Origin of the sequence: Algoriphagus aquimarinus, assembly GCF_007997215.1 — a bacterium.
Classification (GTDB): domain Bacteria; phylum Bacteroidota; class Bacteroidia; order Cytophagales; family Cyclobacteriaceae; genus Algoriphagus; species Algoriphagus aquimarinus_A.
In genome coordinates this window covers 84,331-108,728 of sequence record NZ_VORW01000008.1, presented here as the reverse complement: position 1 = coordinate 108,728, position 24,398 = coordinate 84,331, and the positions used below count along the sequence as shown (strand labels likewise).

Sequence of the window (24,398 nt, the reverse complement as noted above, 5' to 3'; positions counted from 1 at the left end):
ATTGCGAAAACTATTACCTCCCACAAATCTCCTTGTAAGGACAATACCCACATTTCTTCAAATCATCCGTTTGGTCAAAAGGAATTTCAGGATTGTAGATATCCTCCAAAAGTGACTTCAAACCTATCTTATATTCCTCTTCAAACTGCCTGTAATCATTGACCTCAACGCCCTCTTTTCTTGGCAGTTTGAGCTGTAAGTATGGATTAAAATCATCACCAAACATCTCCCGAAGGTTAAATATTGCAGGCTTCAACGGCATGGTATTTTCAGGAACTGTCGCCTGATAGATCAAGCCATAAAACATGGTTTGCATCGCGGCTTTATTCCTAGACTTATGCTCACGATCAAACAGTGATTCCACATCAGGAAAGGTCTTATTGTCCTGACCTGATTTGTAATCGATCAACCTCACCGAGCCATTATGCTCATCCACCCGGTCAATTATTCCTTTTAGTGACACTGTCTGAGCACCGGAAGCAGTTTCAATTTTCAAGCCAGCAGTATATCTTCTCTCTTTTTCCAAAGAAATCAACTTGAATGGAGCCGAAGCCTCATCGATTTTCAAAATCTGATGCAAGTATTTTTGAAGCACATCACGCGCGATAGCCATTTGCCCATTAAGCTTTGTATCGGCTTCTCCTTCCAAATGATAAAACTGACGTATCGCTTTTTCAATAGCCGGAAACACCCAGTTCTTATTCAGTTCCTCGAAATCTGACTTTTCCAGCAAAGTTCTATTCTTTCGCTTCGCAAAATCCTGATACAGAATCTCCATGCTCAAGTGAGCAAGATTCCCAAAAACCGCCGCATCTATTTCCTCACTTACCTCCTGCTTTTCCTGAATATTTGCCAGATACTGAAGGTAGAATTTCAGTCTACAATCCAAGAATACACTCAGTGCTGAAGGTGAAAAGGAAGTCTTTGATTGTCCATTCTCATCGATCAGATACTTATCCAGCAAACCCAAAACTTCCGCATCCTTTTGGATGGTTATCGCTTCTGGAGATTTCTGATCAATTGGAATAAAAACCACTTCATCTTCGATCTCTCTTCCAAGCTCCACTCCCATTTGCTGCATGTATCGACTCTTTTCTCCAGCTTTTCCCTGATCAGAAGCCGTAGTATAAATCATATGAACTTCCTCGGCACTATGCAAAAGTCTATAAAAGGTATAGGCATAAATCGAGTCATTCTGCTCCTGAACCGGCAAACCAAAGGCTTTGCGAATATTGAATGGAATCATGGAATTCAGACCTGCGGAAGGCGGAAAACTATCCTCATTCATATTGCAAATGATCACTCGCTTGAAGTCTAGATTTCGGGATTCCAGAACCCCCATGATTTGCAAACCTTGAAGTGGTTCTCCCTCAAAAGGCAATTTAACTTCCCGGAAAATTTGGCGAAAAAGCCGTATAAAAAACTCCCGATTGATGGTAAGAATATCCTGACCCACAAAAATCTCCCTTAATCTTGTCAGCTGCTTGAAGCATTGATACAAATAAGAACGCTGCAGAGGCTCATCTTTCAATCGCTCAGCCAAAGCTTCCATCAGCTTAGCCAGATAAGAAAAAAGAGAATCGTTCTCCAACTTCTGGAAGATCAACTGATATAGCCCACCACCCTTATGAAGCTTTTCTACCGAAACATGAATCTGGTTCAAAAGCTGCATTTCTGCCATCAACTCTTCTGCAAAGCCTGGATTGACACTTTTAAGATAGATTGAACTCAACAGATTTTTGACAGCCGTGTGATAGAACAACAGCTTCCCCTCTTCTTCTTTGATGTATCGCTGCATTTCCAGCACAGCTTCCAAGAAGGAATAAACAGGCGCATTTTTCACAGGATATCCCATGGTCACGTTCACCTTATCCACTTGCTCAGGCAAAGTGTGCAATACAGGAAAGAGCATCTGCTCATCTGGCAAAATCACTACGGTCTCCTCCCAAGCTTCCCCAGCTGGGATTTTCTCCAAAATCGAACCTACCAAATTCGCCTGATTGGTCTTCAAAGGTGTTGCATAGGTCTTGATGCTTGCCTTTCGATCATCAATCTGAGTAGGAATATTTTCCGGAAAAGTTGGACCAAAGATTTTGTCTTTCTGATAGTCACGGAAAAACAAACCAGCCTCTTGGACTTTATTTTCTATATAATACGCATCGATATCCCAATAGATTTTTGCCCCAAATTCAGTGATGTAGTGTTTGATCAAAGCCTCCTCAGTCCCTGTGAAGGCATTAAATCCAATGAAATGATGCACTTTCTCAGGACGAGGAATACTATCCAGAGATTCTGCAACTTTTCTATACAGCATTCCAGAATAAGCCAAGCCAGATACGGCAAGTGAAGCCTGAAAACTGGTATAAAGCGGACTTAGCAATTGCCAGAACTTCAAGAACTTTTCCTGATGATCTCTGTCTTGGCGCACAAACGACGACCAGAATTGCCTAATTAGCGCTACTTGACTTTCATTCAGAAAACTCAAGTCCGATTCTAATTCCTTGATTTCAGACAAATGATGGTAGAGTTTATCCGCATTCGCCATAAACTGATCCACGTCATTGAAATCTTTCAGAATCATTTCTCCCCAGAAATAAAAGCGATCAAATGTTTCTGCTTCAGGATTGAGATCCTGATAGACTCGATACAATTCAAATATCAAGGTCAAATCATCCGCAGGACGGTTTCCTGCCAAATCATAGAATATCTCTTCGATAGTTTTTACCTCGGGCATCCAAGTCGGTTCGCTGATCAAACTCCCTAGGTGTTGAGTAAAAAACAGCCCAGCTCGTCTATTGGGTAAAACCACGGTAAGCTTTTGTAGATCTACCCCGCTTTCGAGGATCTCTTTTGCTGTATTTCTTAAAAAACTATGCATAGACTTCCTCGATTACTCCCATTTCTAAATAACATAAATAGCCTTTGGTTGGCTTCTGAGATAGTGTAGCGACCAATGACATGTACTCTCTCACTTGATTGGCGTAGCGACTTTGAGCCTCACCAGTTTTAAAATCTACGATCAATGCTTCATTTTCATTTAGGATAATTCGATCAGGCCGTTTTTGCTTTCCACCAGGAAGAAGAATTCCCTGCTCAGCCAATAAAATGCCTTTGGTGCCAAACCATGAGGCAAAAAGCGAATCTGTAAATAGATGCTCCAATTGTCGCTCCACTAGCAGCTTTTCTTCTTCATTCAGTCTTCCTTCAAAATAAAATGACTGCAAATTCTGTAGCGCAGAAGCTTTGTCGGCAGACAATTCCAAGATCTCATGCACGATTAAGCCAAACTTCTGCTTCTTCCGCTGCTCCATTCCTTCCATCGAAAAATCAACCGCATATTTCTTGAGAGTGAGTACTTCAGCCCAATTTTTATATGCCCAGCGAAGTTCTGGTGACTTCTTCGGGTTAAGTGTTTTTACCTGACTTTCAGGCCAATCGCCAAACTCAAACACTTTTGACTCTGAGTCATAATGAGAAATCAAACTCAAGTTAGACTCTGGATCAGTATGCGACTGAACCAATTGCTGAAGCTGGATCTCCATGGAATTCTGCGATCCGATTTTCTCCTTGTAAGGAATAAATCCAACAAAGACATCCTCAGCCCTTGTAAGTGCCACATACAACATATTCAAACTGTCTAGATATGCCATCGTAGCTTCCTCAGCATAAGTTGCACTGAAGTCCGAATTCGCCAAATCCCCGCTTAATGTCAACGGAATAATAGCAGAAAGCCCTTTCTCTCGGTCTTCAAATGGCGACCAAACCACATTTCCTTTATTTGTATCGAAGATGGTCCACTTTAGAAACGGCATCACTACCACTTTAAACTGCAGACCTTTCGACTTGTGAATCGTCAATATCCGCATGGCATTATGACCTTCTGGAATTTTAACGGTTCGCTTAGTCTGATTGATTTCCCACCATTCCAGAAAGCCACTCAGATCTGCGCGATTATTAGCAGTGAAGTCATAAACAGCTTCTTTGAATCCTGAGATATAAGCCTTTTCCAAGCCCAATTCCATCAATCCAAGCACTTTGATCAACTCCTCCAAAGCTTCCATCAGAGGCAATTGAAGCATTAAAATCTCCTTTTCTTTGAATTGCTTAACCTGCTCTTCCAGAAAGGCTGGCATTTTATCCAATGCAAAAAGTTCGTGTTCAACAGGTGCATCCATTAGCACCGCCAAATAATACCACATGGTCTTATACTGAACTTTGTCAGCTGGATTGTGCAGGTAATTGAAGCCAGAAACAAGCGCTTTCACCGAAGCCGCCTTATTTAGATACATGGACTCATCCGAAAGCACATCGAAGCTATAGTCCGTGTCTGGATGCTCTGCAGCATAGCTCATCATACAATCCGCTATCGCCTCGCCCTCCGACTTTCTTCTAACGAGAAAAGCGATATCCTCCAGCTCATACCCGTGATCCTGCAACTCCATAACCAGCTCAGGCAATTTTGACAAGACTAGCTCATCGAAATTACCTTCCTCTTCTTCATCTTTCGGATCAATGAATTCTAGTTTGACCTTTCCCTTGAATGTGGACTTCTCCTTTTTCGGAGAAATTTTCTGAAAAGAATCTGAATAAGCTTGGGAAAGAATCTGTGGATCTTCCACGCCATAGCTTGAGCTTAAAACCTGCTCCATGGCCTGCGGTAAAGCTTTAAAAACCGCGTTGTTGAAACTGATAATATTAGGAAGGCTACGGAAATTCGTATCCAAATTCTCCAATTGTATGCTTTCCTTCCCGATCTCATCCTCCACCTGCGAAAGCAACAACTTCATCTCCCCACCACGCCAGCGATAGATGGACTGCTTCACATCCCCTACGAGCAAATTGGTTTGACCTTGCCCTAGCGAGTTTTCTAGCAATGGTTTGAAACTATCCCATTGAAAACCTGAAGTATCCTGAAACTCATCAATCAGGTAGTTTTTGTATTGGTTACCGACTTTTTCATAGATGAAAGGCGTATCATTTCCCTTGGTGATTTCCTTTAGAAATTCGTTGGCATCGGAGATTAGGAGTATGTTTTCCTCGTCTTTGATTAGGGTGAGTTCGTCCAGAAGATTCCTGAAAACCCCGTAGACATAACTGTTTTTAGCAATGGCTTGAAGCGTATTCCACTTGCCAGTCAATGCCAGAATCTGATGTAAAATCTGGTTTAAGCCTTGATCGTAAGCTGACAATATCGCGTCGATCTGCTTGCTCGACTTAGTATGCCAGCTTTCAGGGTTATCTATTTTGTCTGTTGTCGCTGGAGTAAGTATTGGAAGTGGATCATTTCTGTCTCCCAGTTTATCAAGTATTTTAATAAACCCACGATTAAAATCAGACCATTCCAACCCATTCCTAGTTCGGATAGTGTTGGCTTCGGCATTTAACTCTTTGGAGATTTTGACAATTTCACTTTTTCGCTCTCGGACAAAAGACTGGAGCAACGTGATATTTTCTTTATCCTTCAAAAACTCCTTGATTTCAGGAGAGTATTTCTTAAAATCTTCTTGAAAAATCTGTTGACCAAGACCGCGAATATTACGTCTTATGTCCCAGGATTTTCCATTTTGGATTTGTTCATAAGCATAATCCACCAGCCACTTGTGCAGAAATTCATCCTCCATCACGAGCATCACTACTCGGTCTACTACACGTTCCAGCACTGCCAATTGATCCAATTCCACATCAAATTTGGCATTTAGGTCTATTTCACGAGCAAAAGCCCTCACTACCTTTTGAAAGAAACTATCAATCGTACTGACGGAGAACCTTCCGTAATCATGAAGAATCGCAGTGAGCGTCTGCTGAGCCAATATTTTTAGACCTGCTTCATCAACACCGAGCGACCTCATCAATTCCCCATCCATCTTTTCATCAGGATTAACATCATTCCGAAGCCTTTTCAACTCCTCCACAATCCGCTCCTTCATCTCCTGAGTAGCCTTATTGGTAAAGGTCACTGCGAGAATCTGCTTGAACGCATTTGGACTTTGCAGTGCAAGTTTGAGGTACTCCAGCGTCAGCGTGTAGGTCTTCCCCGAGCCTGCCGAGGATTTGTAAATAATAAAAGGTTTCTGATCCATAGGTAAAAAGTAATGGAACTAAGATAAGGAAGGGAGTCAGTTTAAAGGCAATTGAAAATCAGTTTTGACGAAAATTGTCGGAATAAAAATCAAGTATTTAAGTACCTCATTCAAAATCAAACCCTTGGATTTAGCTTTGATTTTTCGATCTTTTGGGTTGGAAACCCTAAAACCTATGAACAAACCTATTTATCTAACAGTCCTAATCTGGCTGTTTATCTCCCTGAATTCTTTTGCCAATGACGGCTACAAACTATGGCTGGACTATCAGCCCATCAGCGATTCACAATTAAAATCTGAGATAGAACTACTACTGAGTGGAGTTTATTTTTATGGTGAAAACCCGACTTACGAAGCCATCAGAAACGAGCTAAATCTGGCATCAAAAAGCATGCTTGACAAAGCTCCTATTTATAGTAAAGAAAGGCTTCAAAATACCAAGCTTTGGATCGGTTCAAGAGAGCAACTTTCACAAGTACTTTCTCTAGATCAGCAAGCCGAAATCAAAGCACTTGGAGACGATGGATACTGGAGAGGGAATATAGAACTGGATGGAAAATCGTTTTACACCATAGTTGGAAATCAACCAGTCGGCGTGCTTTACGGAGTCTACAATTGGCTAAATTCCATCCAAAGTAACACTTTCGATAAATTTGCCGAATTATCTGATAGCCCGAAAATTAAGTTAAGAATGTTAAACCATTGGGACAACTTAGATCGGACGGTCGAAAGAGGCTATGCAGGTTTTTCGATTTGGGACTGGCACAAGCTTCCTGGCTATGTGGATCCACGCTATACTGACTACGCCCGAGCCAACGCATCCATTGGAATCAATGCCGTTTCGCTTACCAACGTGAATGCAAATGCATTGATTTTGACCAAGGATTTCATGAAGAAAGTGAAGGTTTTGGCAGACATTTTCAGACCCTATGGAATCAAGGTTTTTCTCACTGCACGCTTCTCAGCTCCTATTCAAATTGGTGGTTTGAAAACTGCCGATCCACTTGATCCAGAAGTGATAGCTTTCTGGAAAAAGAAGACGGATGAGATCTATTCTTTCATCCCAGACTTTGGAGGATTTCTCGTGAAAGCAAATTCCGAAGGTCAGCCTGGGCCGCATGAATATGGAAGAAATCATGCAGAAGGTGCAAATATGCTAGCAGAAGCTTTGGAACCGCATGGAGGAGTTTTGATATGGAGAGCTTTTGTCTATTCTCATGAAAATGATGTGGATAGACATATGCAGGCAAATCGCGAATTCGAACCGCTGGATGGCAAGTTCAAAGAGAATGTCATCATCCAAATCAAAAACGGAGCGATTGACTTCCAACCTCGCGAGCCAGTTCACCCGCTATTTGGCGCTATCAATAAAACCAATGTGGGTATGGAGTTCCAAATCACTCAGGAATACTTAGGACAAGCTACTCAGCTCGTTTACCTCGCTCCTATGTGGGAAGAAGTGCTAAAGACGAAAACCTTCAGTCCAACTCCGAGCTCCACTGTTGCGAGTATCCTAGAAGGAAAAGATAGCGGACAAAAGCTAACCCTGATTGCTGGGGTCTCTAATATCGGAACGGACCGCAACTGGACTGGACATTTATTCGGACAGTCAAACTGGTATGCTTTCGGTCGTCAGGCATGGGATCCCAGTCTGGAATCCAAACAAATTGCAGAAGAATGGATCAAACTGACTTTTGGCACCAATCCTGATGTGTTGAGCAAAGTCGAGGAAATCATGCTTGAATCCCATGAAGCAGCCGTGGATTATATGACTCCGCTTGGATTGCATCATATCATGGGCAGGAGTCATCACTATGGTCCTGGCCCTTGGGTAATGGGTGGAAGAGCCGATTGGACTGCTCCTTATTACCATAATGCGGATAGTCTGGGAATCGGATTTGATAGAACCAGTGCAGGTAGTGGAGCTCTGGACCAATACGCTCCAGAAGTGGCTAAGGCATGGTCAGATCCACATCAAATCCCTGAGAAATACTTGCTTTGGTTCCATCATTTGCCATGGGATTACAAGCTAAAAGATGGAAATACACTTTGGGAAGGAATCGCCTACCATTATGATAGAGGCGTGAAAGAAGTAAGACAAATGCAGCAGACTTGGGCTAGCTTGGAATCGGAAATTGACCCTGCTGAATTCGAGCATGTACGACAGCTTCTAGAAGTACAGGAAACAGAGGCTGTTTGGTGGAGAAATGCCTGCTTGCTTTACTTCCAGACATTTTCTAACCGACCATTCCCTGCCGATATCGAACAGCCAGAAGGAGATTTGGAATACTTCAAAAGCTTGATGTTCCCGAATGCGCCGGGGATTTAAAATTTGAAATCATTGATTTGAGATTTGAAATTTCCTTGGAAGTAGGCACTAATCACTGCCCAGTTCGGTTAATTTCAAATCTCAAACTTCAAATTCATGAAAAATTACACCATCCCTGCCGCCACACGCATTGGGCATGTACATCTAAAAGTTTCTGATCTTCAGCGATCACTGGATTTCTATCAAACTTTGCTTGGCTTTGAATTAGTCACCATGTATGGTCAGGATGCGGCGTTTATTTCTGCTGGAGGTTATCATCATCACATAGGTTTGAATACTTGGCAAAGTAAAGGTGGGAAACCAGCGCCAAAGAATACGGCAGGCTTGTTTCATACAGCCATAGTTTTACCCACTAGACGTGATCTGGCAGTTCTTTTAAAGAGACTAGTGGATGCCAACTACCCGCTGACTGGTGCTGCAGATCATGGGGTTTCTGAGGCATTATATCTAGATGACCCAGATGAAAACGGAGTAGAATTGTATTGGGACAGACCAAAAGAAGATTGGCCTTTGAATCCAGATGGAAGCATTAACATGTACACCAGACAATTGGACATCAATGGATTATTAGCAGAGATATAATCTATTAAGTTAATCTTGTGGAATTCGGTTTTCTATCCAATTCACTATCAATTTCATCACCTCTTCCCGATCTAGATCATTGATCAATTCATGGTAGCCTCCTGGGAAAATCTTGAGGGTTTTATCCAATGATTTAGCTTTCTCGAAAAGCAATTCAGATCCTTTGGGATTGGTCAGTCCATCATCAGTACCATGCATTAACAAAAATGGAAGAGAAAATTTCGAAGCATTTTCTTGAATAAAACGCATCATTTGAAGCAACTCATATCCTGTTCTCGCTGGAATAGCTTCAGTGTATACTAAGGGATCATTCAGGTATTTTTCCACTTCAGCAGGAATTCTGGATATTTTTTCTGCATCAAGTTGCAATGCTTTTACTCTTGGAAAATATTTACTCACAAGACTAGATATTGCAATCAAAATCATAGATGTACCCTCGGCTGGTTTTATCGCGGGAGAACTCATGATCACACCTGCTGTTTCTGGCTGATATTTTAATGCATAGGCAGCTACTAATCCACCACCCATACTATGTCCATAGATAAATGCAGGAACTCCGGGAACGTAACTTTTCACCTTCCCAAATAAGGCATCAATATCTTTCAGGTAATCTTCATAAGAATCAAAATAAGCAGTTGGCTTACCCTGAACTGATTTCCCATGTCCTCTCCCATCGAAAGTAAAAATTGAAACGCCCACAGCATTTAGCTTTTCTACCAAAGGCAAATACCTAGAGCTATGCTCTCCTAGCCCATGAACAAGCAGTAAAGACGCCTTTGGCGAATCAACCATCCAAGCCTGAAGGTATAACTCTTGATTATCATGAGTTTTATAGGAAGTTTCTAGGTGATTCATGGGAAAGTGTTTACGGGTTTGAAGAGATAAGTTGCACAGAAAATCGAAAGCTGAAAAATAGCTGGCTGCAAATGCAAAGACTTTTTATTGAAATCATACGAGGTTTTGCTTCTGGTAGCTGTGCTGGACACTCAACCTGACAGTCGTTAATCACGACCGTCACTTTAGCGTATAAAATCAAGATGTCAGACTGAGTAAGAAACATTTAGAATTTACAAAAGAGTGATGACGGTGTCAGACTGAGCGAAGTCGAAGGCTCTTTTAAAGTAAGTGAAATTATTGTCCTCGACTTCGCTCGGACTGACACGATTTGCCGTGAAATTTATAATCCGTCATTGGTAGCAAAGTCGAAGTCAGCATGATTTTCGGTAAAAAGTATAATTCGTCTTTAGTAAAGAAGTCGAAGTCCTATTTTATGAAAATCATTAGCAAAACTTAACTAAGGGTTAACCTCATTCCAATCGCATTTTCATAAATTGATCTTACTATAAAAGGTAGAATTTCTACCCATTTTTCAAACCAACTAATTTCAAGAAAATGAAAAAGATATTATTCCTAACCGGAGATTTTGCAGAAGATTACGAAACCATGGTTCCAGTTCAGATGCTGGAAATGGTGGGCTATGAAGTTCATTCAGTTTGCCCTGGAAAGAAAAAAGGTGAAACTATCAAAACAGCGATTCATGACTTTGAAGGCGATCTGACTTACACTGAGAAGCCAGGTCACAACTTTATGCTGAGCTATTCTTTTGACCAAATTGATGTGGATGATTACGTAGGCTTGGCGATTGCTGGTGGTCGCGCACCAGAATACCTTCGGTTAAACCAGAAACTTCTGGAGATTGTAAGGCACTTCTTTGATACGAACAAGCCAGTAGCCGCCGTATGCCATGGCATACAGATACTAACCGCCGCAGGAGTAGTCAAAGGAAGGAAACTAACTGCTTATCCTGCTGTAGGACCAGAAGTGACTATCGCAGGTGGTGATTACCAAAACATTCCTGCTACCGACGCTTATGTTGACGGCAATTTGGTAACATCGCCAGCATGGCCAGGTCATCCAGCTTGGATCCGTGAGTTCCTAAAAGTATTGGGAGCAAAAATCACACTTTGATAGCTTCTAGCTAAAACATTAAAAGGCCTTTCAGATTAGTCTGAAAGGCCTTTTTTATGAGTTTAAGCAGGCATTTGAAGAAAGGATTATCAATTTAATTCTAAGCAAAATCAGGAAGTTGGCTTTGATTGAATTTCATTCAAGTTATAGTTACTCACTTTACTTCTAACCGAACAACGACATCTATCATATTAATCCTGCTTTCCAGCAACAACCATTTTGATGGTATTGTAATCGTATTTTCCTTCGAAATGTATCCGAAGCGCCTGCAAATTCCTGATGTTTTCGATTTGGGAGCTGATCTCAGAAATAACCTCCATAGGTAAGCAATCTTCCAACTCAACTCTCCCTTCTGCGATTCCCTTAGCCAGATGACTTTTGATAGTAGATTCTGCCAATCCTCGTGCAACTACAATATCACCAATGCTTTTTCCCGCATTGATCATCCCAAAGGTGGTCTCATAAGTCTCTCCAACTTTTCTTTTCAGATTTGCCTTACCAGCCTTTTTCCTACCTGTCTTATTACTAGCGAATTTCGGATTATCAGCAGCTGCCTGTTTAGCCGCCTCTGCCAGTCGAAGTCGAAGATTGATTTTATCCTGCTCCAAATCATTCATTTTGCCGGGAATCTCCCCATCTAAAATCGAAGCAATCAATTGGCTTACTTTATTAATATCGCCATACTTTCTCAGCAGACTCACTTCCAATTCTTCCAGGCTATTTGCGTAGGTTTTTGTTCTGGAAAAGCGTTCCACCTCTGCTCTATGCACCAAAATTTTCTCTAAAGCTTCTTTCAAAAAGTTCTTGAAATAGGAAGACCCCTTTTCCAATCGCTCCATCAGTTTCTCTTTGTCATTCTGCTGCAAGAGAAAGCGAAGCTGATTGCTAAACTTAGCTGCAGTTCCTACTTCCTTTTTTATCAACGCAGCAATCTCCCCTACCGCTTTCTGCATCTCTGGATCTTCAAACTCCAGCGAACTATCATTCTTCCGCTGGAAACTATTGATCTCCTGAAACAAACTAGCTAAATCGAATGTCTCTCCAGACAAAAGCGAAAGGTATCGCTGCTGGTAAGCACCCAGTAGTTCATCTAGTTTTGAATGCTTTTTGGCGCTCTCTACAAAAGTCTGAACCTGTGAATCAGATTGAAGTGCATTGTTTTGAATTCTTGTTCTCAAGACCAATCCCTCCAAACTTCGGAGACGGCTCAACGCCACATAGACCTGACCTGGAGCAAAAGCATTACCCACATCTATTATGGCTTGATCAAAGGTTAAACCCTGGCTTTTATGAACAGTCACAGCCCAGGCAGTTTTGATAGGATACTGACTGAATGTCCCGATCACTTCCTCTTCTAGCTCCTTGGTATCTGGATTGATGACGTACTTTTTATTCTCCCAAATCTCCTTTCTCAGCTGGTAGACAAACCGCTTGCCCTCCAGCAATACTTTGATTTGATCCTCTTCCAGCTCCTCTACTGTCGCCAGTTTTCCATTGAAATAATCCTGATTTCCTGAGCTATCGTTCTTGATAAACATGACCTGCGCTCCTACCCGAAGCTCAAGCGATTTGGGCAAGGGATAGATGTTTTCAGGAAAATCATTTTCTATGTCCGCCTCGTAAAACTTCGATTCGCCTTTCAGCGCCATCAGTCGATCCCGGTTAATCTGATCAGCCTTATAATTGTGAGTCGTGATCGTGATGCAGTCTTTGATTTCTGCGATCTCTTCTTGAGTTTTATAATGCTTGTTCAAAAGCGTAATATCTTCGGCAGTCACCACATTCTCTCGGAGATGATTCAGGACTTGAATGAAGTCTTCATCCTGCTGACGGAAAATTTTATCCAGCTCAAGGTAAACCAATCCCGAATCCTGCAAAACCCGGGCTTCAAAAAAGTGCATGCTTGGGTAAAATTTACTGAGCACCTGCCACTCATTTTCACGAACAATCGGCGGAAGCTGGAAAAGATCCCCAATCATCAGCACTTGCACTCCACCAAAGGGCGTATTAAAATTCCTTTTGACAGTTCGCAACCTATAATCTATCGCATCCAGCACATCAGCTCGGAGCATACTGACCTCATCGATCACCAGTAGTTCTATAGATTTCAGCACATTCTTTCTGATTGCATTCAGCGGATGTTTTCTGATCAAGGTATGCTGCGTAAAGCAACCGTATTGATCCGAGAAATTACCTTCTGGTTCGTTGACAGGAAGAAAAAAACCAAGAGGAAACAGGAACTGAGAATGAATCGTAACTCCACCTGCATTCAGAGCTGCAATGCCTGTAGGCGCTACGATCACGTGATTTTTGTGCGTTTGCAAGGCCAGATTTTTCAGAAAAGTGGTCTTGCCTGTTCCTGCTTTTCCAGTCAAAAAAATCGGTGCTCCGGTATTGTTGACAAACTTAGCGGCCAGCTCTAGTTTATCAGTACTTTGATTTTCCATTTAGCGAAACTACTATTTTTAAAAATGAATAAAATGGAGTTAGAAATCTTATACTTTCTATTCCTATCTCTAATTTCATTTATTAAATCCAAAACCTCAAACTAATTACATGTATATCCATCTATTAAACCGCTGGAAAGAAGATGCAGAGGTAGCCGCTTTTATCCAAAAAAATGCTTTTGCGACGCTAGTTTCTCAAATAGATGAAAAGCCTTGGGCAACACATTTACCCTTTGTCTTGGATCAGAATAAAGATGGAAAAGCAATCCTATCTGGACATATCGCGAAGGCAAATCCACAATGGAAAAACCTTGCGGATGATCAGGAAGTGCTAGTCATTTTTCAAGGCCCACATGCGTACATTTCTTCTTCTTGGTATAATCACGAAAATGTGCCCACATGGAATTATCTAGCTGTACATGTATATGGAAAGGTAAAACTAATAGAAGGCGAAGAGCTTATGGACCATTTGAAAAAACTGGTAAACATCTATGAAGATGGACGTCCAAACCGTGTTAGTGTGGAGACGATGAGTGTAGATTATGTTGCAAAACAAGTAAAAGCGTTGGTGGGTTTTGAGATAGTGATAACTGAAGTGCATGGAAGTAGAAAGCTCTCGCAAAATAGAGACGGGGTAAATCATCAGAACATTGTGAAAAATCTGGAAGAGAGTGCATTTCCTTTGGATAAAGAGCTAGCTGAAGAAATGAGAAAAGACAGGTCTGATTACTCAAGATCTTAGGTTTCTTTCCTCGACTTTGCTCGGGGTTCGACTTTTCGATTGTAAAGAAAGGGATTGGGTAAACATTTCTTAAATAGGCCCAAGTCAGGAGACTTGAACCACCAGGATCTTTTCATAACTAGATCCCTCTTAATGCTTGATAGCTTTTTCTTTGATTTATAGAGCCGTACCTAACGGCACTGCTAATCTTGGTATAATTTTCTTTCTACCCATAGTGTGTCCCTATGGGACAAATTCCATTTATTCAACAATAGGCGCTTGCACTCTCTCGAAATTCTCTGTGCCCACTGTGGTTAAAAGAACATCTAGTAACTTATTTTTTCTTCAAATTCACTTGCGGATATCATTACCCAGATCGTCCTTTTCCAACACATAAAAAATCTTAAAAAAATACCTTACCCGCTTCAAAACCCATTTTTAGCGGCATGGCATAACCTTGGTTTATTAGTAAATACAACACTAATTTTCACTTAACCAACTTAACCATGAATACCGAATATCATTTTCCAATCAGTAGCTCAACTGCGGCAAATTGCACCGTAAAAACAATAAAAGATGAATCAGTAGGAACTATTAAGGACATTATGCTTGACACCGAAACAGGTGAAGTAGCATACGTTGTTCTATCAGTTGATGCAGGTTTTCTAAATCTTGGAAATAAACTGTTAGCTCTTCCTTGGGAGGCTTTTGATTTTCACGGTCACCAACGTGATGTTATCATTGTAAAGGTCGAAAAAGAAAAGCTAGAGAATGCTCCAGGTTTTGATGACGATGACTGGCCAGTAGGACCTCAACATGAATTCATCAATAGTGTCCATACGTATTATGGATTTGAAAGAAGAAGAGCGTTAATTGAATAGGCGTGGCGCTTGGATTCTAAGTGAGGCTCTCCATTTTTGGAGAGCCTTTTTTATTGTTTAGCCTCCACCTTCACGCAAGAATGCATGGCAAGTGATATCGATGATTTACATTAAATCAATTTGCTATAGGTGACTGAGACTGATAACTTATACAGTAAGAATCACCTTCTTTTCCCTCCATCCGACGGGTCTTGTTCCTTCGTCAATAGTTGCATCAAATCACCTGGTACAATTTCCAACATCCCTTCCCTAATGGATTCCCAGATTAGATTGAAAGTGCCGCGATATATATTTCGCTGTGTTTGAAACTGGGCAGTTTTATAATTTCTGTTTTCAGGAAGGTTATTACTAGATGTAAGAATATTTGCAAGTGTTGACTTGAGCTTTAGCTTTTTGGCATCCTCATCCCTTAATTCCAGCTTTAGATCTTTATAGTGAAATTTCATGAAATTCGATGAGGTATACCGTGATGCATCCATCGTGATTTCTAGCTTTTCCATCGTACCAGAATTTATATTCACAGACACCAGGTCTCCCAGAATCCCATTTAAGGATGGTAAACTAAAAGGATCCACACTTGCTACCAAATGAAATTTTTCCTTTGTGCTATCATTGCTATAAGGCACTGTCACATCCATCCGCATAGGTGCAAATCCATTCAGAACGGCTTCCCCGTGGATTATCATTTCTCCTGACTGCAGAGAATCCAATGAGACTGCATGTGTGATCAGCGCAGAAAGCTTTTCGAAATTTAAACTTACTGGATGAGATTTACCTTCTGAAATTTCAGAATAGGTGATTTTGGAATTTAATACCCTGATAGTATCTAACTCAATTGGAAACGGGATTTGCTCCACCATCCTTTCAAACATGGGCTTCTCCGGTTCATCATAAGGCCGAGGCTTATTTTTATTTCGCACGTCATGCAAATGCAAGCTATCGATTGTCATTAAACCTGCTACAATCGACCAATTCCCATAAATATTACTTTGCGCATTTATCTGCTCGATTCGCAAATGCTGCACATCAATTTCTATAAAATCCTTTTGGAGTTCCGATCGCTTAGAAGCTTCAAGGTTGGAATCATCATAGTTTAAATGAATATCAAAGAAGTCAAATGCCTCTTGTTTTGAGTCATAGTCTAGTGAACCAAGCGTGAACGTTTGGTCAGTATTAATATTGATTTGAAGATTTTTTAAACTGGTTTTTATGCTTTCTAGTTTGAATGGAATCGCATAATTCATTCGTATAGAATCAGTTTCTAGATTAATAGCAGAAATATGGAAATCCTCAAAGCTCCCAAACTTTCTGGCGGTATCTAACTGGGTGTAAAATTCTCCTGAGCCATTATTTAGCACAAAATTGTGAATGACACCTCGTGATACTAAATCACCAAATAACCCCTGAAAGGCCTTAGACATATCTGCTGGCTGCTTGGAGATGGAGTCATTTCTAATCAAAATGAATTTAGGATCATCCAATCTCAATTCACGTACTTCAGCTAGTTTTCCAAAAATAAAACCGAGCATATTTACACCACCTAGCCTGAGCGATTTCATGGTACCCGTGATGGTAATAGCCATTCCTTCTTTCAATGGATTTAGGGAAATCTCCTGCAATTCTATACTTCCACTGAAGAGCTTTACATCTACTTCCTTAAACAGAATATCATAGGCTCGATCCTCATTGGCATTCACCCTATCAGGAAGAGTTTTTACTAGCCATTGTTCAAGCAAAAATATCGAAACTATGCTCAGCAGAATAAGTGTTCCAAGAACCCAGAGAATTTTTTTCAAGCTATTATTAATTAATACTTAATGACTTAAGTGAAGGTGAATTTAACGGGTGAAATGATATAGGTTGTGGTTAAAAAGATACAAATAAATCACAATTATATCGTTTCTTCTTTTGCCTCAACTAGATACTCCTATGATAGTACAAATCCACCATAAAAATAAAAAGAGGATAGAGTACCTCCACTTTCATTCTCCTGAATCTTTAAAATCATTAACTTCCAATATGATTCTATAGTTTTACTTCGCCACCAAGCAGATTTATTTTAAGAAGTAGTAAAAAGTACCTATCAGGTAATCGATCCAATATGAAAATAACGTCTTTAGTAATTATCACTTTTTTACTCTGCTCACCATGGAGTGCGTTTGCTCAAGAAAATAATCCTGAATTTAAGATTTTGACTTATAACATTTACCATGGCGAATACCCAGACACAATTTGTAAACCAAATTTAGAAGAAATCGCAAATCTGATTATTCTTCTTCAGCCCGAAGTAGTAGCTCTCCAGGAAATGGATAGCATGACTACTCGCCTAGAATCTGTATATGGACAAAAGATAAATTGGGTAGCTGAGCTTGGTAAAAAAACGGGGTATAGAAGCTACTTTGCCAAGGCAATGGATTACGAAGAAGGAGGATATGGCGAAGGAGTATTGGTAAAAAAAGCTTTAAATTATAAAACTCAGGCACTTCCATCCCCTGCTGGCGGTGAGCCAAGAGCTGCTGCTTGGGTGAAAATAGAATTGAAGAACAGACAGGAACTATACTTTGGCGCCACGCATCTTTGTCACGAATTTCCTGAAAATAGACTCGCACAATTAGAAGCCCTAACCAACTATGCGGACACTCTCCCAAAACCGGCATTTTGGGTTGGTGATTTGAATTTTGACCCTACATCAGAAGAATATAAAAGTATTAGTTCCAAATGGAGTGATGCTGGGCAAGTAGCTCAAGATGACTCCCCAACCTATATTTCTGAGGAAGGAAAACGAATAGATTACGTCTGGTATGACTCAGAACGTTTTGAGCTTGTAGACTACAAGGTAATAGATGTGCCATATTCAGACCATTACCCAGTTTTGGTAACCCTACGATTAATAAACCCCTAAAATAAAATGAAAAAGACAGTTCTAATTGGAATCCTTTGCCTTGCAGGCTTAGGTTTCGCCTTCAACTATGCCAGTGAAGATGCAAAAAAGCCAAAGTGGCAAACACTTTTTAATGGTAAAAACATCGATGATTGGTCAGTGAAAATCCGTACTCATGACTTGAATGATAATTTCGCAAATACATTCCGCGTAGAAGATGGCTTGATGAAAGTACGCTATGATGGCTATGATCAGTTTGACCAGCAATACGGGCATATATTCTATAATAAGTCATTTTCCAATTACCTACTTCAAGTAGAATATAGGTTTGTAGGTGAGCAAGCGAACGGTGGAGAAGGATGGGCTACTAGAAATTCTGGAGCGATGCTTCATTGTCAGGATCCCAAGACCATGCTTAAAGATCAGGATTTCCCGATTTCTATTGAGGCTCAGTTCCTAGGCGGAAATGGAAAAGATAAAAGAAGTACTTGTAATCTATGTACTCCAGGAACCAACGTAGTAATAGACGACAAACTTATCACTTCGCATTGTGTTAATTCCACTTCTGAAACCTATCATGGTGATCAGTGGGTAACTGCCAATTTCATTGTATTAGGAAATGGCGATGTGCATCATCTAGTAGGTCAAGACACCGTGATTAGCTATTCAAAGCCTCAAATAGGTGGTGGAAATGTGAATCCAGTGGACCCAAAAGCGAAAGTAGATGGCCAGATGCTAACTGGTGGATGGATTTCCTTACAGAGTGAAAGCCACCCTATCGACTTCAGAACAGTGCGCTTAATTGATCTTACCGAATATATGGGTGATCAGAAAAAACTTGAGCAAGTTGTAAATGAAGGTTTAGCTTCCAAGCCAGTACATTCCAAGTAAAAATTCAAGTCAAAGTAAAAGCCCGCTAATCATCAACTGATCAGCGGGCTTTCTTATTTTCAGGCAAGCGTATATTTTAATCTCTTGCTACTTAAGGATTAAACTCTCACTCCTGTGGTTCCTCCACCTGCAAGGGTAATGTTCACCGGAGCATTTGTTTTCCAGTTCCCTCCAGTAAAATCAGGTACATCGATGGAGTTAGATCTATTAGCTACAGACCACTCACTGAGTGGAGAAACACAGCTCCAAAGCGCGGCATCATAGACATCCTGATCAAGAGGAAGTCCATTTCTAAGGCAATCGATCAATCTCCAATCCATCATAAAATCCATGCCACCATGGCCTCCTACTTTCTTGGCTAGCTCTCCTACTTTCTGGATGATTTCTGGAGTGTACTTTGTTTCCAAATCCTTGAATTCCTCGTCTTTCAACCAGCCATGTCCTTTAGATACTTTTGCTTCAGGATATTTCTGTGCATATCCTTCTGTCCCACTGACTACATGAAGTCGGGAATATGGACGAGGTGAAGATACATCATGCTGAATCATGATGGTTTTACCATTTTTGGTCTTCACCATAGAAGTATTCATGTTTCCACGGAAATTTTTCTGTGCATACGAAGCAAAGAAATTATCCTGCTCAGCCAATTTCTTAGCTTCAGCATGCATGGAGAAATCATTGGTAGAGGTAGATGTCAAATAATCCATCTGGTCACCTCTATTGATATTCAAAATCTGACAAATAGGTCCAAGTCCGTGTGTAGCATACAAATTACCATCACGATAATTTTCTTTCAGCCTCCACATATCCTGGTAACCGCCATCTTTCTTGAAGTTTAAAGCAAGCAAATCATGGATGTAAGCGCCTTCTACATGAAGTACTTCGCCGAAGTAACCTTCACGTGTCATTTTCAAAGTCATTAACTCGAAGAAATCGTAGCAGCAGTTCTCCAACTGCATACAATGCTTTTTGGTACGCTCAGATGTCTCTACCAACTGCCAGCACTCTTCAAGTGTACGAGCAATAGGAACCTCACAAGCAGCATGTTTACCAGCTTCCATAGCATAAACTGCCATTGGAGTATGCCATTCCCAAGGTGTAGCGATATAAATCAAATCCAAATCATCACGATCCATCATCTCTTTGAAAGCATATGCATTTCCAGAATAACCATCTGGCTTATGCGGAGAGTCTTTCAATTGGGCCTTTGCTTTTTCTACCCTTTCTGGTAGCAAATCGCAAAGTGCCTTAATCTCCACATTTTCTATTTTGCTCAATCTATCAACAGCACCAGGCCCTCTCATTCCTAGCCCAACTATCCCAACTCGGACAGTATCAATTTTAGGAGCGGCAAAACCACTCATATTAAAAGATTGAATTCGATTTACGCCCTTTTTTGCTTGTAAAGGAAGGTTCTCAAATTCATTGGCGAGGGTACTGCCCGCCCCGAAAAGTCCCAATCCTACCAGGCCGGTAGATTTCAGAAACTCTCTTCTCTGGTTATTTTTCATATGCTATAATCTATTGACTTAGCTAATTAATAAAAAAATAAAGGAAGTACGGGTGCCTTTCAAAGAAAAAAACCGAAAGCTTTTGGCCTTCGGTTATCTCTACCTAATATTTGGGACTACCTATTTATAAGTTACTTGCAAGGATTACTATTCAGTAGCCCAGATATTAAGAAAAAAATTAAGAATGATTTGGGTTTTTCCAGCAAACTTTAAAGGAAGGACTGTTTGGATTCTTCGATACAAAAATAAGCTATAGCAATTCCTTATAAAATGACATAGATCAAATAATCAACTAGGAGTTTTTATTTGATTATAAAAATGACACGCAAACACTGAAGAAAGATTCAGTTCCGAAAAGAACATCATATATCAAAAAATTTATTACACAACACTGATTACCAGATATATAAATAGACAATAAGCAATTTAAAGCTTATATTAATGCAAGGATATTGTTATACTCAATCAATCCCATCTTTTAAATTTTAGTGGGAGCATCTATCATTCATTAATTCAAGTAAAATGAAATTTTTCAAGCCCCTCTTTTTTAGCTTTCTCATGATAGCTTTTGTAGGTACTGTTAGAGCCCAAGAAAATACTAAACCTAATAAAAATGATACAATAACATTGGCGCAAGCTTACATGAACCTGTATTTGACGGAAACCTATTTTGATTCCATACCTGTAGAACGAATAAAAAAAATACTTTCCTTCGAGAATGATGAAATCAAATCAATCAAAGGCATCTCTTTTATCAATGAAAATTCTACGCTCTACAATTTCACAAATGCATTATTTTATCAAAATCAATCGAAGCTACTAAGCCTCAATAAAGGTGAAGTCAGCCGGGGTTTATTACGCAGATTAAAAAGCATTCTAGATAGAGGAATTAACTTTTACAATTCTGCAAAAATTGATGATTTCCAGACATTTCATAACGAAAAGAAACAGCTCTATGAAATGATCAAATTTGATTCAGAATCAAATCTCCTATTGAAAACTGAAATCAGGAGTCTAAAAAATGAGTACAACTCCCTGTTTAACGAAGATTTATACCCTGATTTTCAGCGGATTTTTTTAGCGGCAAAAAATACCGATAGATTCTACGTTGATTCCCTAACCTATTTTGCAGGGATTTACGATATGCCGCTTAGTATGGAAATCCGAAATAATACTCCCGATTTCCATCCTTATTCTTTTGGGAATTCCAATTTTATAAAACTTGAATATGCAGCCGACTCAAGATTGGATATACTTTCTAGATACATTCAGTTAAAACAGCTTGCATCAAGAAGAACTCGGGTTCCAAGGAATTTTAATAAGACTGTTTTGTTTGAAGCCTATGATGATTTCTTAAGTCGAGTGAAAAAGGAAGACGATAAATTCATCAGGGAAGAGTTAAATACTAAGGTCCTTGACGAGCTACTCAGCGAGTTAACTAGGAAGTTTGCTCAAAATAAGGATTTGGATGGTGGGGCACCAATCAGTTCTCCCAGTGCAATGATGAATCAACCTTCTATGGAGTTTCAGAATTATTTCTTTCCAAACCCTGCCCCACGTGCTTCAGCTAAATTCATAAAATCAAATTATAAGCCTCCTTTATCTACTCTAGGCCAAGTGGATTCATTTCTAAGTGCGGGTTTTAGCAATTCAGGGTACAAAAATCAGCTCCATTATTACTATGATATGGATGGATTTGCAATGACTACTAGTTTAGAGAAATTCAATATCAATGGCTCAAGCGTTCCTACTGACAGCCGCTTTTCCGAAAACGTCGGTGGTGACGGGAAATTCTCATACTATGAAATATTCAAGTCAATGTTTTTCAAGGTTGAGTCCGAATTCAGGATGTTTGCTTTAATCGTAGCATCTAAGCCTGCCACCATGAGCTATGAGGTGATGACTGCAGGTTTTGCAGAGCAAATTCTAAAAAACAGCTATAATACTCTTCCTGAAGAATTGAAAAATAAAAGTCTTCCAAGTAAGGTCCTATCCATATTTGTATACCATTTCCATCAAAATGATATAGGCGAAGTACCCGAATTGGATCTCAGCGGGAAACTAACGGTGCAAGATCATTTGAAGAATGCTGGATTAATTAGCATAATCCAGTAAAACGGATCTTTGAAATTATTCTGTGAGAGGATTTGATGCAAAGAATTCCTTAAAAGAGAAGTACCTATGGAGCGTGTCCCCATCACTAAGAATCACGTCAATCTTCATAGTTGGACAGTATCCATAACCAAGGTATCCTATGGAAAAGGAAGAGCTAGGATCTTTTGAAATTCGTGTTTGATCAATAAAGCCCTTGCAAAAATTGTACTGTACTTCTCTTATTTCATCTTTCCTCAACAATGGAAACTCTAGCCACATAGTATAATTTCTGTTGTTGCCACCAGCATTGGATGGACTGACGGAAGCTCTAATTTCAATTAAGCTATCAAGTGGATACGTTTTCTCTTTGTAAATAATATCTTGGATCTGTTCATTCGTTAGGTTTTCGTATTTCTCTCCTGAACTTCCCAAAACCTCATTTAACAATTGGATTGATGTATTATTTGCACTTATAGCTTCTGCACCTGCTACCAAAGCATCAACCGCATTTTTTTGGGCTTTCATAGCCAAAACAATAAATAGCCCAGCGATAACCACAACTACTCCAACAGCAATTTTCAAAAACATTGACTTCTTGCTTTTCACCAAGTCATCGTACTTGCGTTTAGCTTCTTTCTGCTTTTCCAGTTGAAGAGCTTCCTTGCTTTTGACAATCCAGTTTCTCTCTTCCTCACTTTGTTTAAACTTACACAAATATGGCTCTATATAGATGAGTTGCTTCTCTGTAAAAAACTCTCTTGCCTCCTCCTTTACACCCACCTGACTTTTGACCAAGCGCTTGATTTCAAGCAAAGCAGTTTCTTCTACACTTCTCTTTTCTGCAATGGGTTTGGCTAGAGAATCATGAGCAATCTCAAACGTATCCGTATTCTCATTGTAGCGGAGCAGCCTATTTTTGGAAAAAGCTTCTACTACATCAGCCACCATTTGTTGATCTAAATCTGGCAAGCGGTCGAACAATTCCTTCTTAGTAATCGGGTCTTTCGTACCTTCAAGTGTAGCAAAGGGAGAAAGTATTTTCCAGGTGAGCTCAGGTTTTAGACTCGGGTATTTCCCTTTCAATTCTTTAGAAATATCAGCAACCTGCTCTTCTAGAAAATTGCTCAATATATCTCCAATCTCTCCCATTTCATTCACTGCGTCCAATGTAAATTCAGCAGGCATTTCACGCTTTTTGTCACCCGTGATATTCAGGTAAAGCTTGTCCAGGAAAACCTGCAAAAATGGCAACTGTATCGTGAGTGATTTTTTACCCCCTTTGATTTTATTAAAAATACTTTCTGCCACTGCATCTTCCTCACCTTCTTTGATTGAAATATTTGATCCTTCAAATTTGGCTGCTCCGACGATTACCTGCTTCACTTTTTCAAGATTCATAGGTTCTACCCGTAGCTTCTTGCGCATTAGTTGAGGTATAGCCTTTTCAAACTCAAATAAATAGCCCAAGTATTCCTCGCGGATAGAAAAAATCAACTTGACAGGTTGACCAGACTGTAGAATTCCTTTGATTGTTTCAATAAAAATCTCCTGCTCGGAAATAGAACCAAGAATAAAAAGCTCTTCAAACTGATCAAAGATCAAATAAACAGGTCTGAAGGACTGTTGATAAACTGCCCTAATTGATTTACTAATTGGAGTCAATTCCTGAACTTCACTAGTATTATCTACTTCCCACTCGTTTAGATATTTTGTTTCATCAAAATCCGTCGCCACTTTTCCACCAGCCTTCTCCAATTCTGATTTTAATGAGTTGTTTATATCAGCACCTCTTCGGATCATCAAATCGTGCCAATCGTGCGGCTGAAACTTACCTGCTAGCCCACAATTGATCAAACTGGTTTTCCCCGTACCAGAGGCTCCGTAAACAAGGACAGTTGCCGACTGAAACACCATTTCGTACAAGGCGTTGATCTCCTCATCTCTCCCAAAGAATACACCTCTATCTTCTCTCTGATAGGAATCAAGAAATTTGAAAGGATACTTTTTCATAGG

General features: G+C 40.1%; 15 protein-coding genes. 8 read left to right on the top strand and 7 right to left on the bottom strand.

Annotated elements, in window-relative coordinates; genetic code table 11:
* Window positions 1–13 precede the first annotated feature (13 nt).
* Together ESV85_RS13175 and ESV85_RS13170 are read right to left on the bottom strand one after the other, a co-directional pair.
* Window positions 14–2,878, bottom strand: a complete 2,865-nt coding sequence (locus ESV85_RS13175; protein ID WP_146918326.1) for a PD-(D/E)XK nuclease family protein — start codon at window positions 2,876–2,878, stop codon at window positions 14–16.
* Complete coding sequence (locus ESV85_RS13170; RefSeq protein WP_146918324.1) at window positions 2,871–6,080, bottom strand: UvrD-helicase domain-containing protein; 3,210 nt, start codon at window positions 6,078–6,080, stop codon at window positions 2,871–2,873. Before ESV85_RS13170 ends, ESV85_RS13175 begins: the two co-directional genes overlap by 8 nt.
* A 175-nt stretch (window positions 6,081–6,255) precedes the next feature.
* Here ESV85_RS13170 and ESV85_RS13165 point away from each other — a divergent pair, with 175 nt between their 5' ends.
* Both ESV85_RS13165 and ESV85_RS13160 read left to right on the top strand, forming a co-directional pair.
* Window positions 6,256–8,409, top strand: a complete 2,154-nt coding sequence (locus tag ESV85_RS13165; protein WP_146918322.1) for an alpha-glucuronidase family glycosyl hydrolase — start codon at window positions 6,256–6,258, stop codon at window positions 8,407–8,409.
* Between the two features lie 96 nt (window positions 8,410–8,505).
* Window positions 8,506–8,991 carry a VOC family protein gene (locus tag ESV85_RS13160; RefSeq protein ID WP_146918321.1) on the top strand — a complete coding sequence of 162 codons (486 nt, stop codon included), beginning with the start codon at window positions 8,506–8,508 and terminating at the stop codon, window positions 8,989–8,991.
* A 9-nt stretch (window positions 8,992–9,000) separates the two neighbouring features.
* Here the strand turns inward: ESV85_RS13160 and ESV85_RS13155 are convergent, their stop codons facing one another.
* Window positions 9,001–9,846, bottom strand: coding sequence for an alpha/beta hydrolase (locus ESV85_RS13155; protein WP_146918319.1), 846 nt, complete (start codon window positions 9,844–9,846; stop codon window positions 9,001–9,003).
* A gap of 537 nt (window positions 9,847–10,383) precedes the next feature.
* On the opposite strand from ESV85_RS13155, the gene ESV85_RS13150 reads away from it, so the two are divergent.
* Window positions 10,384–10,959 (top strand): DJ-1/PfpI family protein, encoded by a 576-nt coding sequence (locus ESV85_RS13150; RefSeq protein ID WP_146918317.1) that lies wholly within the window; start codon window positions 10,384–10,386, stop codon window positions 10,957–10,959.
* Window positions 10,960–11,150: 191 nt separating this feature from the next.
* Here the strand turns inward: ESV85_RS13150 and ESV85_RS13145 are convergent, their stop codons facing one another.
* The gene (locus ESV85_RS13145; RefSeq protein ID WP_146918315.1) at window positions 11,151–13,406 is read right to left on the bottom strand and encodes a helix-turn-helix domain-containing protein; all 2,256 of its coding nucleotides are present in this window, start codon (window positions 13,404–13,406) and stop codon (window positions 11,151–11,153) included.
* Between the two features lie 109 nt (window positions 13,407–13,515).
* On the opposite strand from ESV85_RS13145, the gene ESV85_RS13140 reads away from it, so the two are divergent.
* Window positions 13,516–14,148: an FMN-binding negative transcriptional regulator gene (locus tag ESV85_RS13140; RefSeq protein WP_146918313.1), complete on the top strand. Its 633-nt coding sequence runs from the start codon at window positions 13,516–13,518 to the stop codon at window positions 14,146–14,148.
* A gap of 485 nt (window positions 14,149–14,633) precedes the next feature.
* Window positions 14,634–15,008, top strand: a complete 375-nt coding sequence (locus ESV85_RS13135; protein WP_146918311.1) for a PRC-barrel domain-containing protein — start codon at window positions 14,634–14,636, stop codon at window positions 15,006–15,008.
* Window positions 15,009–15,169: 161 nt separating this feature from the next.
* Here ESV85_RS13135 and ESV85_RS13130 read toward each other — a convergent pair whose 3' ends face one another.
* The gene (locus ESV85_RS13130) at window positions 15,170–16,804 is read right to left on the bottom strand and encodes a hypothetical protein (protein WP_146918309.1); all 1,635 of its coding nucleotides are present in this window, start codon (window positions 16,802–16,804) and stop codon (window positions 15,170–15,172) included.
* A gap of 305 nt (window positions 16,805–17,109) precedes the next feature.
* Between ESV85_RS13130 and ESV85_RS13125 the strand changes: the two genes are divergently transcribed.
* Both ESV85_RS13125 and ESV85_RS13120 read left to right on the top strand, forming a co-directional pair.
* Window positions 17,110–17,910, top strand: a complete 801-nt coding sequence (locus ESV85_RS13125; RefSeq protein WP_146918307.1) for an endonuclease/exonuclease/phosphatase family protein — start codon at window positions 17,110–17,112, stop codon at window positions 17,908–17,910.
* A gap of 6 nt (window positions 17,911–17,916) precedes the next feature.
* Window positions 17,917–18,780 (top strand): DUF1080 domain-containing protein, encoded by an 864-nt coding sequence (locus tag ESV85_RS13120; RefSeq protein ID WP_146918305.1) that lies wholly within the window; start codon window positions 17,917–17,919, stop codon window positions 18,778–18,780.
* Between the two features lie 98 nt (window positions 18,781–18,878).
* Here the strand turns inward: ESV85_RS13120 and ESV85_RS13115 are convergent, their stop codons facing one another.
* Window positions 18,879–20,291, bottom strand: a complete 1,413-nt coding sequence (locus tag ESV85_RS13115) for a Gfo/Idh/MocA family protein (protein WP_146918303.1) — start codon at window positions 20,289–20,291, stop codon at window positions 18,879–18,881.
* 522 nt (window positions 20,292–20,813) lie between these two features.
* Here ESV85_RS13115 and ESV85_RS13110 point away from each other — a divergent pair.
* Window positions 20,814–22,406: a hypothetical protein gene (locus ESV85_RS13110; protein WP_146918301.1), complete on the top strand. Its 1,593-nt coding sequence runs from the start codon at window positions 20,814–20,816 to the stop codon at window positions 22,404–22,406.
* A 15-nt stretch (window positions 22,407–22,421) separates the two neighbouring features.
* Here the strand turns inward: ESV85_RS13110 and ESV85_RS13105 are convergent, their stop codons facing one another.
* On the bottom strand, window positions 22,422–24,395 hold the full coding sequence (locus ESV85_RS13105; protein WP_146918300.1) for an ATP-binding protein: 1,974 nt from the start codon (window positions 24,393–24,395) through the stop codon (window positions 22,422–22,424).
* Between the last annotated feature and the right edge of the window lie 3 nt (window positions 24,396–24,398).

What these genes read in the sequence shown, in the direction of transcription:
- ESV85_RS13175 (WP_146918326.1), bottom strand. Translation starts at nt 2,878, where the DNA reads ATGCATAGTTTTTTAAGAAATACAGCAAAAGAGATCCTCGAAAGCGGG.
- ESV85_RS13170 (WP_146918324.1), bottom strand. Translation starts at nt 6,080, where the DNA reads ATGGATCAGAAACCTTTTATTATTTACAAATCCTCGGCAGGCTCGGGG.
- ESV85_RS13165 (WP_146918322.1), top strand. Translation starts at nt 6,256, where the DNA reads ATGAACAAACCTATTTATCTAACAGTCCTAATCTGGCTGTTTATCTCC.
- ESV85_RS13160 (WP_146918321.1), top strand. Translation starts at nt 8,506, where the DNA reads ATGAAAAATTACACCATCCCTGCCGCCACACGCATTGGGCATGTACAT.
- ESV85_RS13155 (WP_146918319.1), bottom strand. Translation starts at nt 9,846, where the DNA reads ATGAATCACCTAGAAACTTCCTATAAAACTCATGATAATCAAGAGTTA.
- ESV85_RS13150 (WP_146918317.1), top strand. Translation starts at nt 10,384, where the DNA reads ATGAAAAAGATATTATTCCTAACCGGAGATTTTGCAGAAGATTACGAA.
- ESV85_RS13145 (WP_146918315.1), bottom strand. Translation starts at nt 13,406, where the DNA reads ATGGAAAATCAAAGTACTGATAAACTAGAGCTGGCCGCTAAGTTTGTC.
- ESV85_RS13140 (WP_146918313.1), top strand. Translation starts at nt 13,516, where the DNA reads ATGTATATCCATCTATTAAACCGCTGGAAAGAAGATGCAGAGGTAGCC.
- ESV85_RS13135 (WP_146918311.1), top strand. Translation starts at nt 14,634, where the DNA reads ATGAATACCGAATATCATTTTCCAATCAGTAGCTCAACTGCGGCAAAT.
- ESV85_RS13125 (WP_146918307.1), top strand. Translation starts at nt 17,110, where the DNA reads ATGAAAATAACGTCTTTAGTAATTATCACTTTTTTACTCTGCTCACCA.
- ESV85_RS13120 (WP_146918305.1), top strand. Translation starts at nt 17,917, where the DNA reads ATGAAAAAGACAGTTCTAATTGGAATCCTTTGCCTTGCAGGCTTAGGT.
- ESV85_RS13115 (WP_146918303.1), bottom strand. Translation starts at nt 20,291, where the DNA reads ATGAAAAATAACCAGAGAAGAGAGTTTCTGAAATCTACCGGCCTGGTA.
- ESV85_RS13110 (WP_146918301.1), top strand. Translation starts at nt 20,814, where the DNA reads ATGAAATTTTTCAAGCCCCTCTTTTTTAGCTTTCTCATGATAGCTTTT.
- ESV85_RS13105 (WP_146918300.1), bottom strand. Translation starts at nt 24,395, where the DNA reads ATGAAAAAGTATCCTTTCAAATTTCTTGATTCCTATCAGAGAGAAGAT.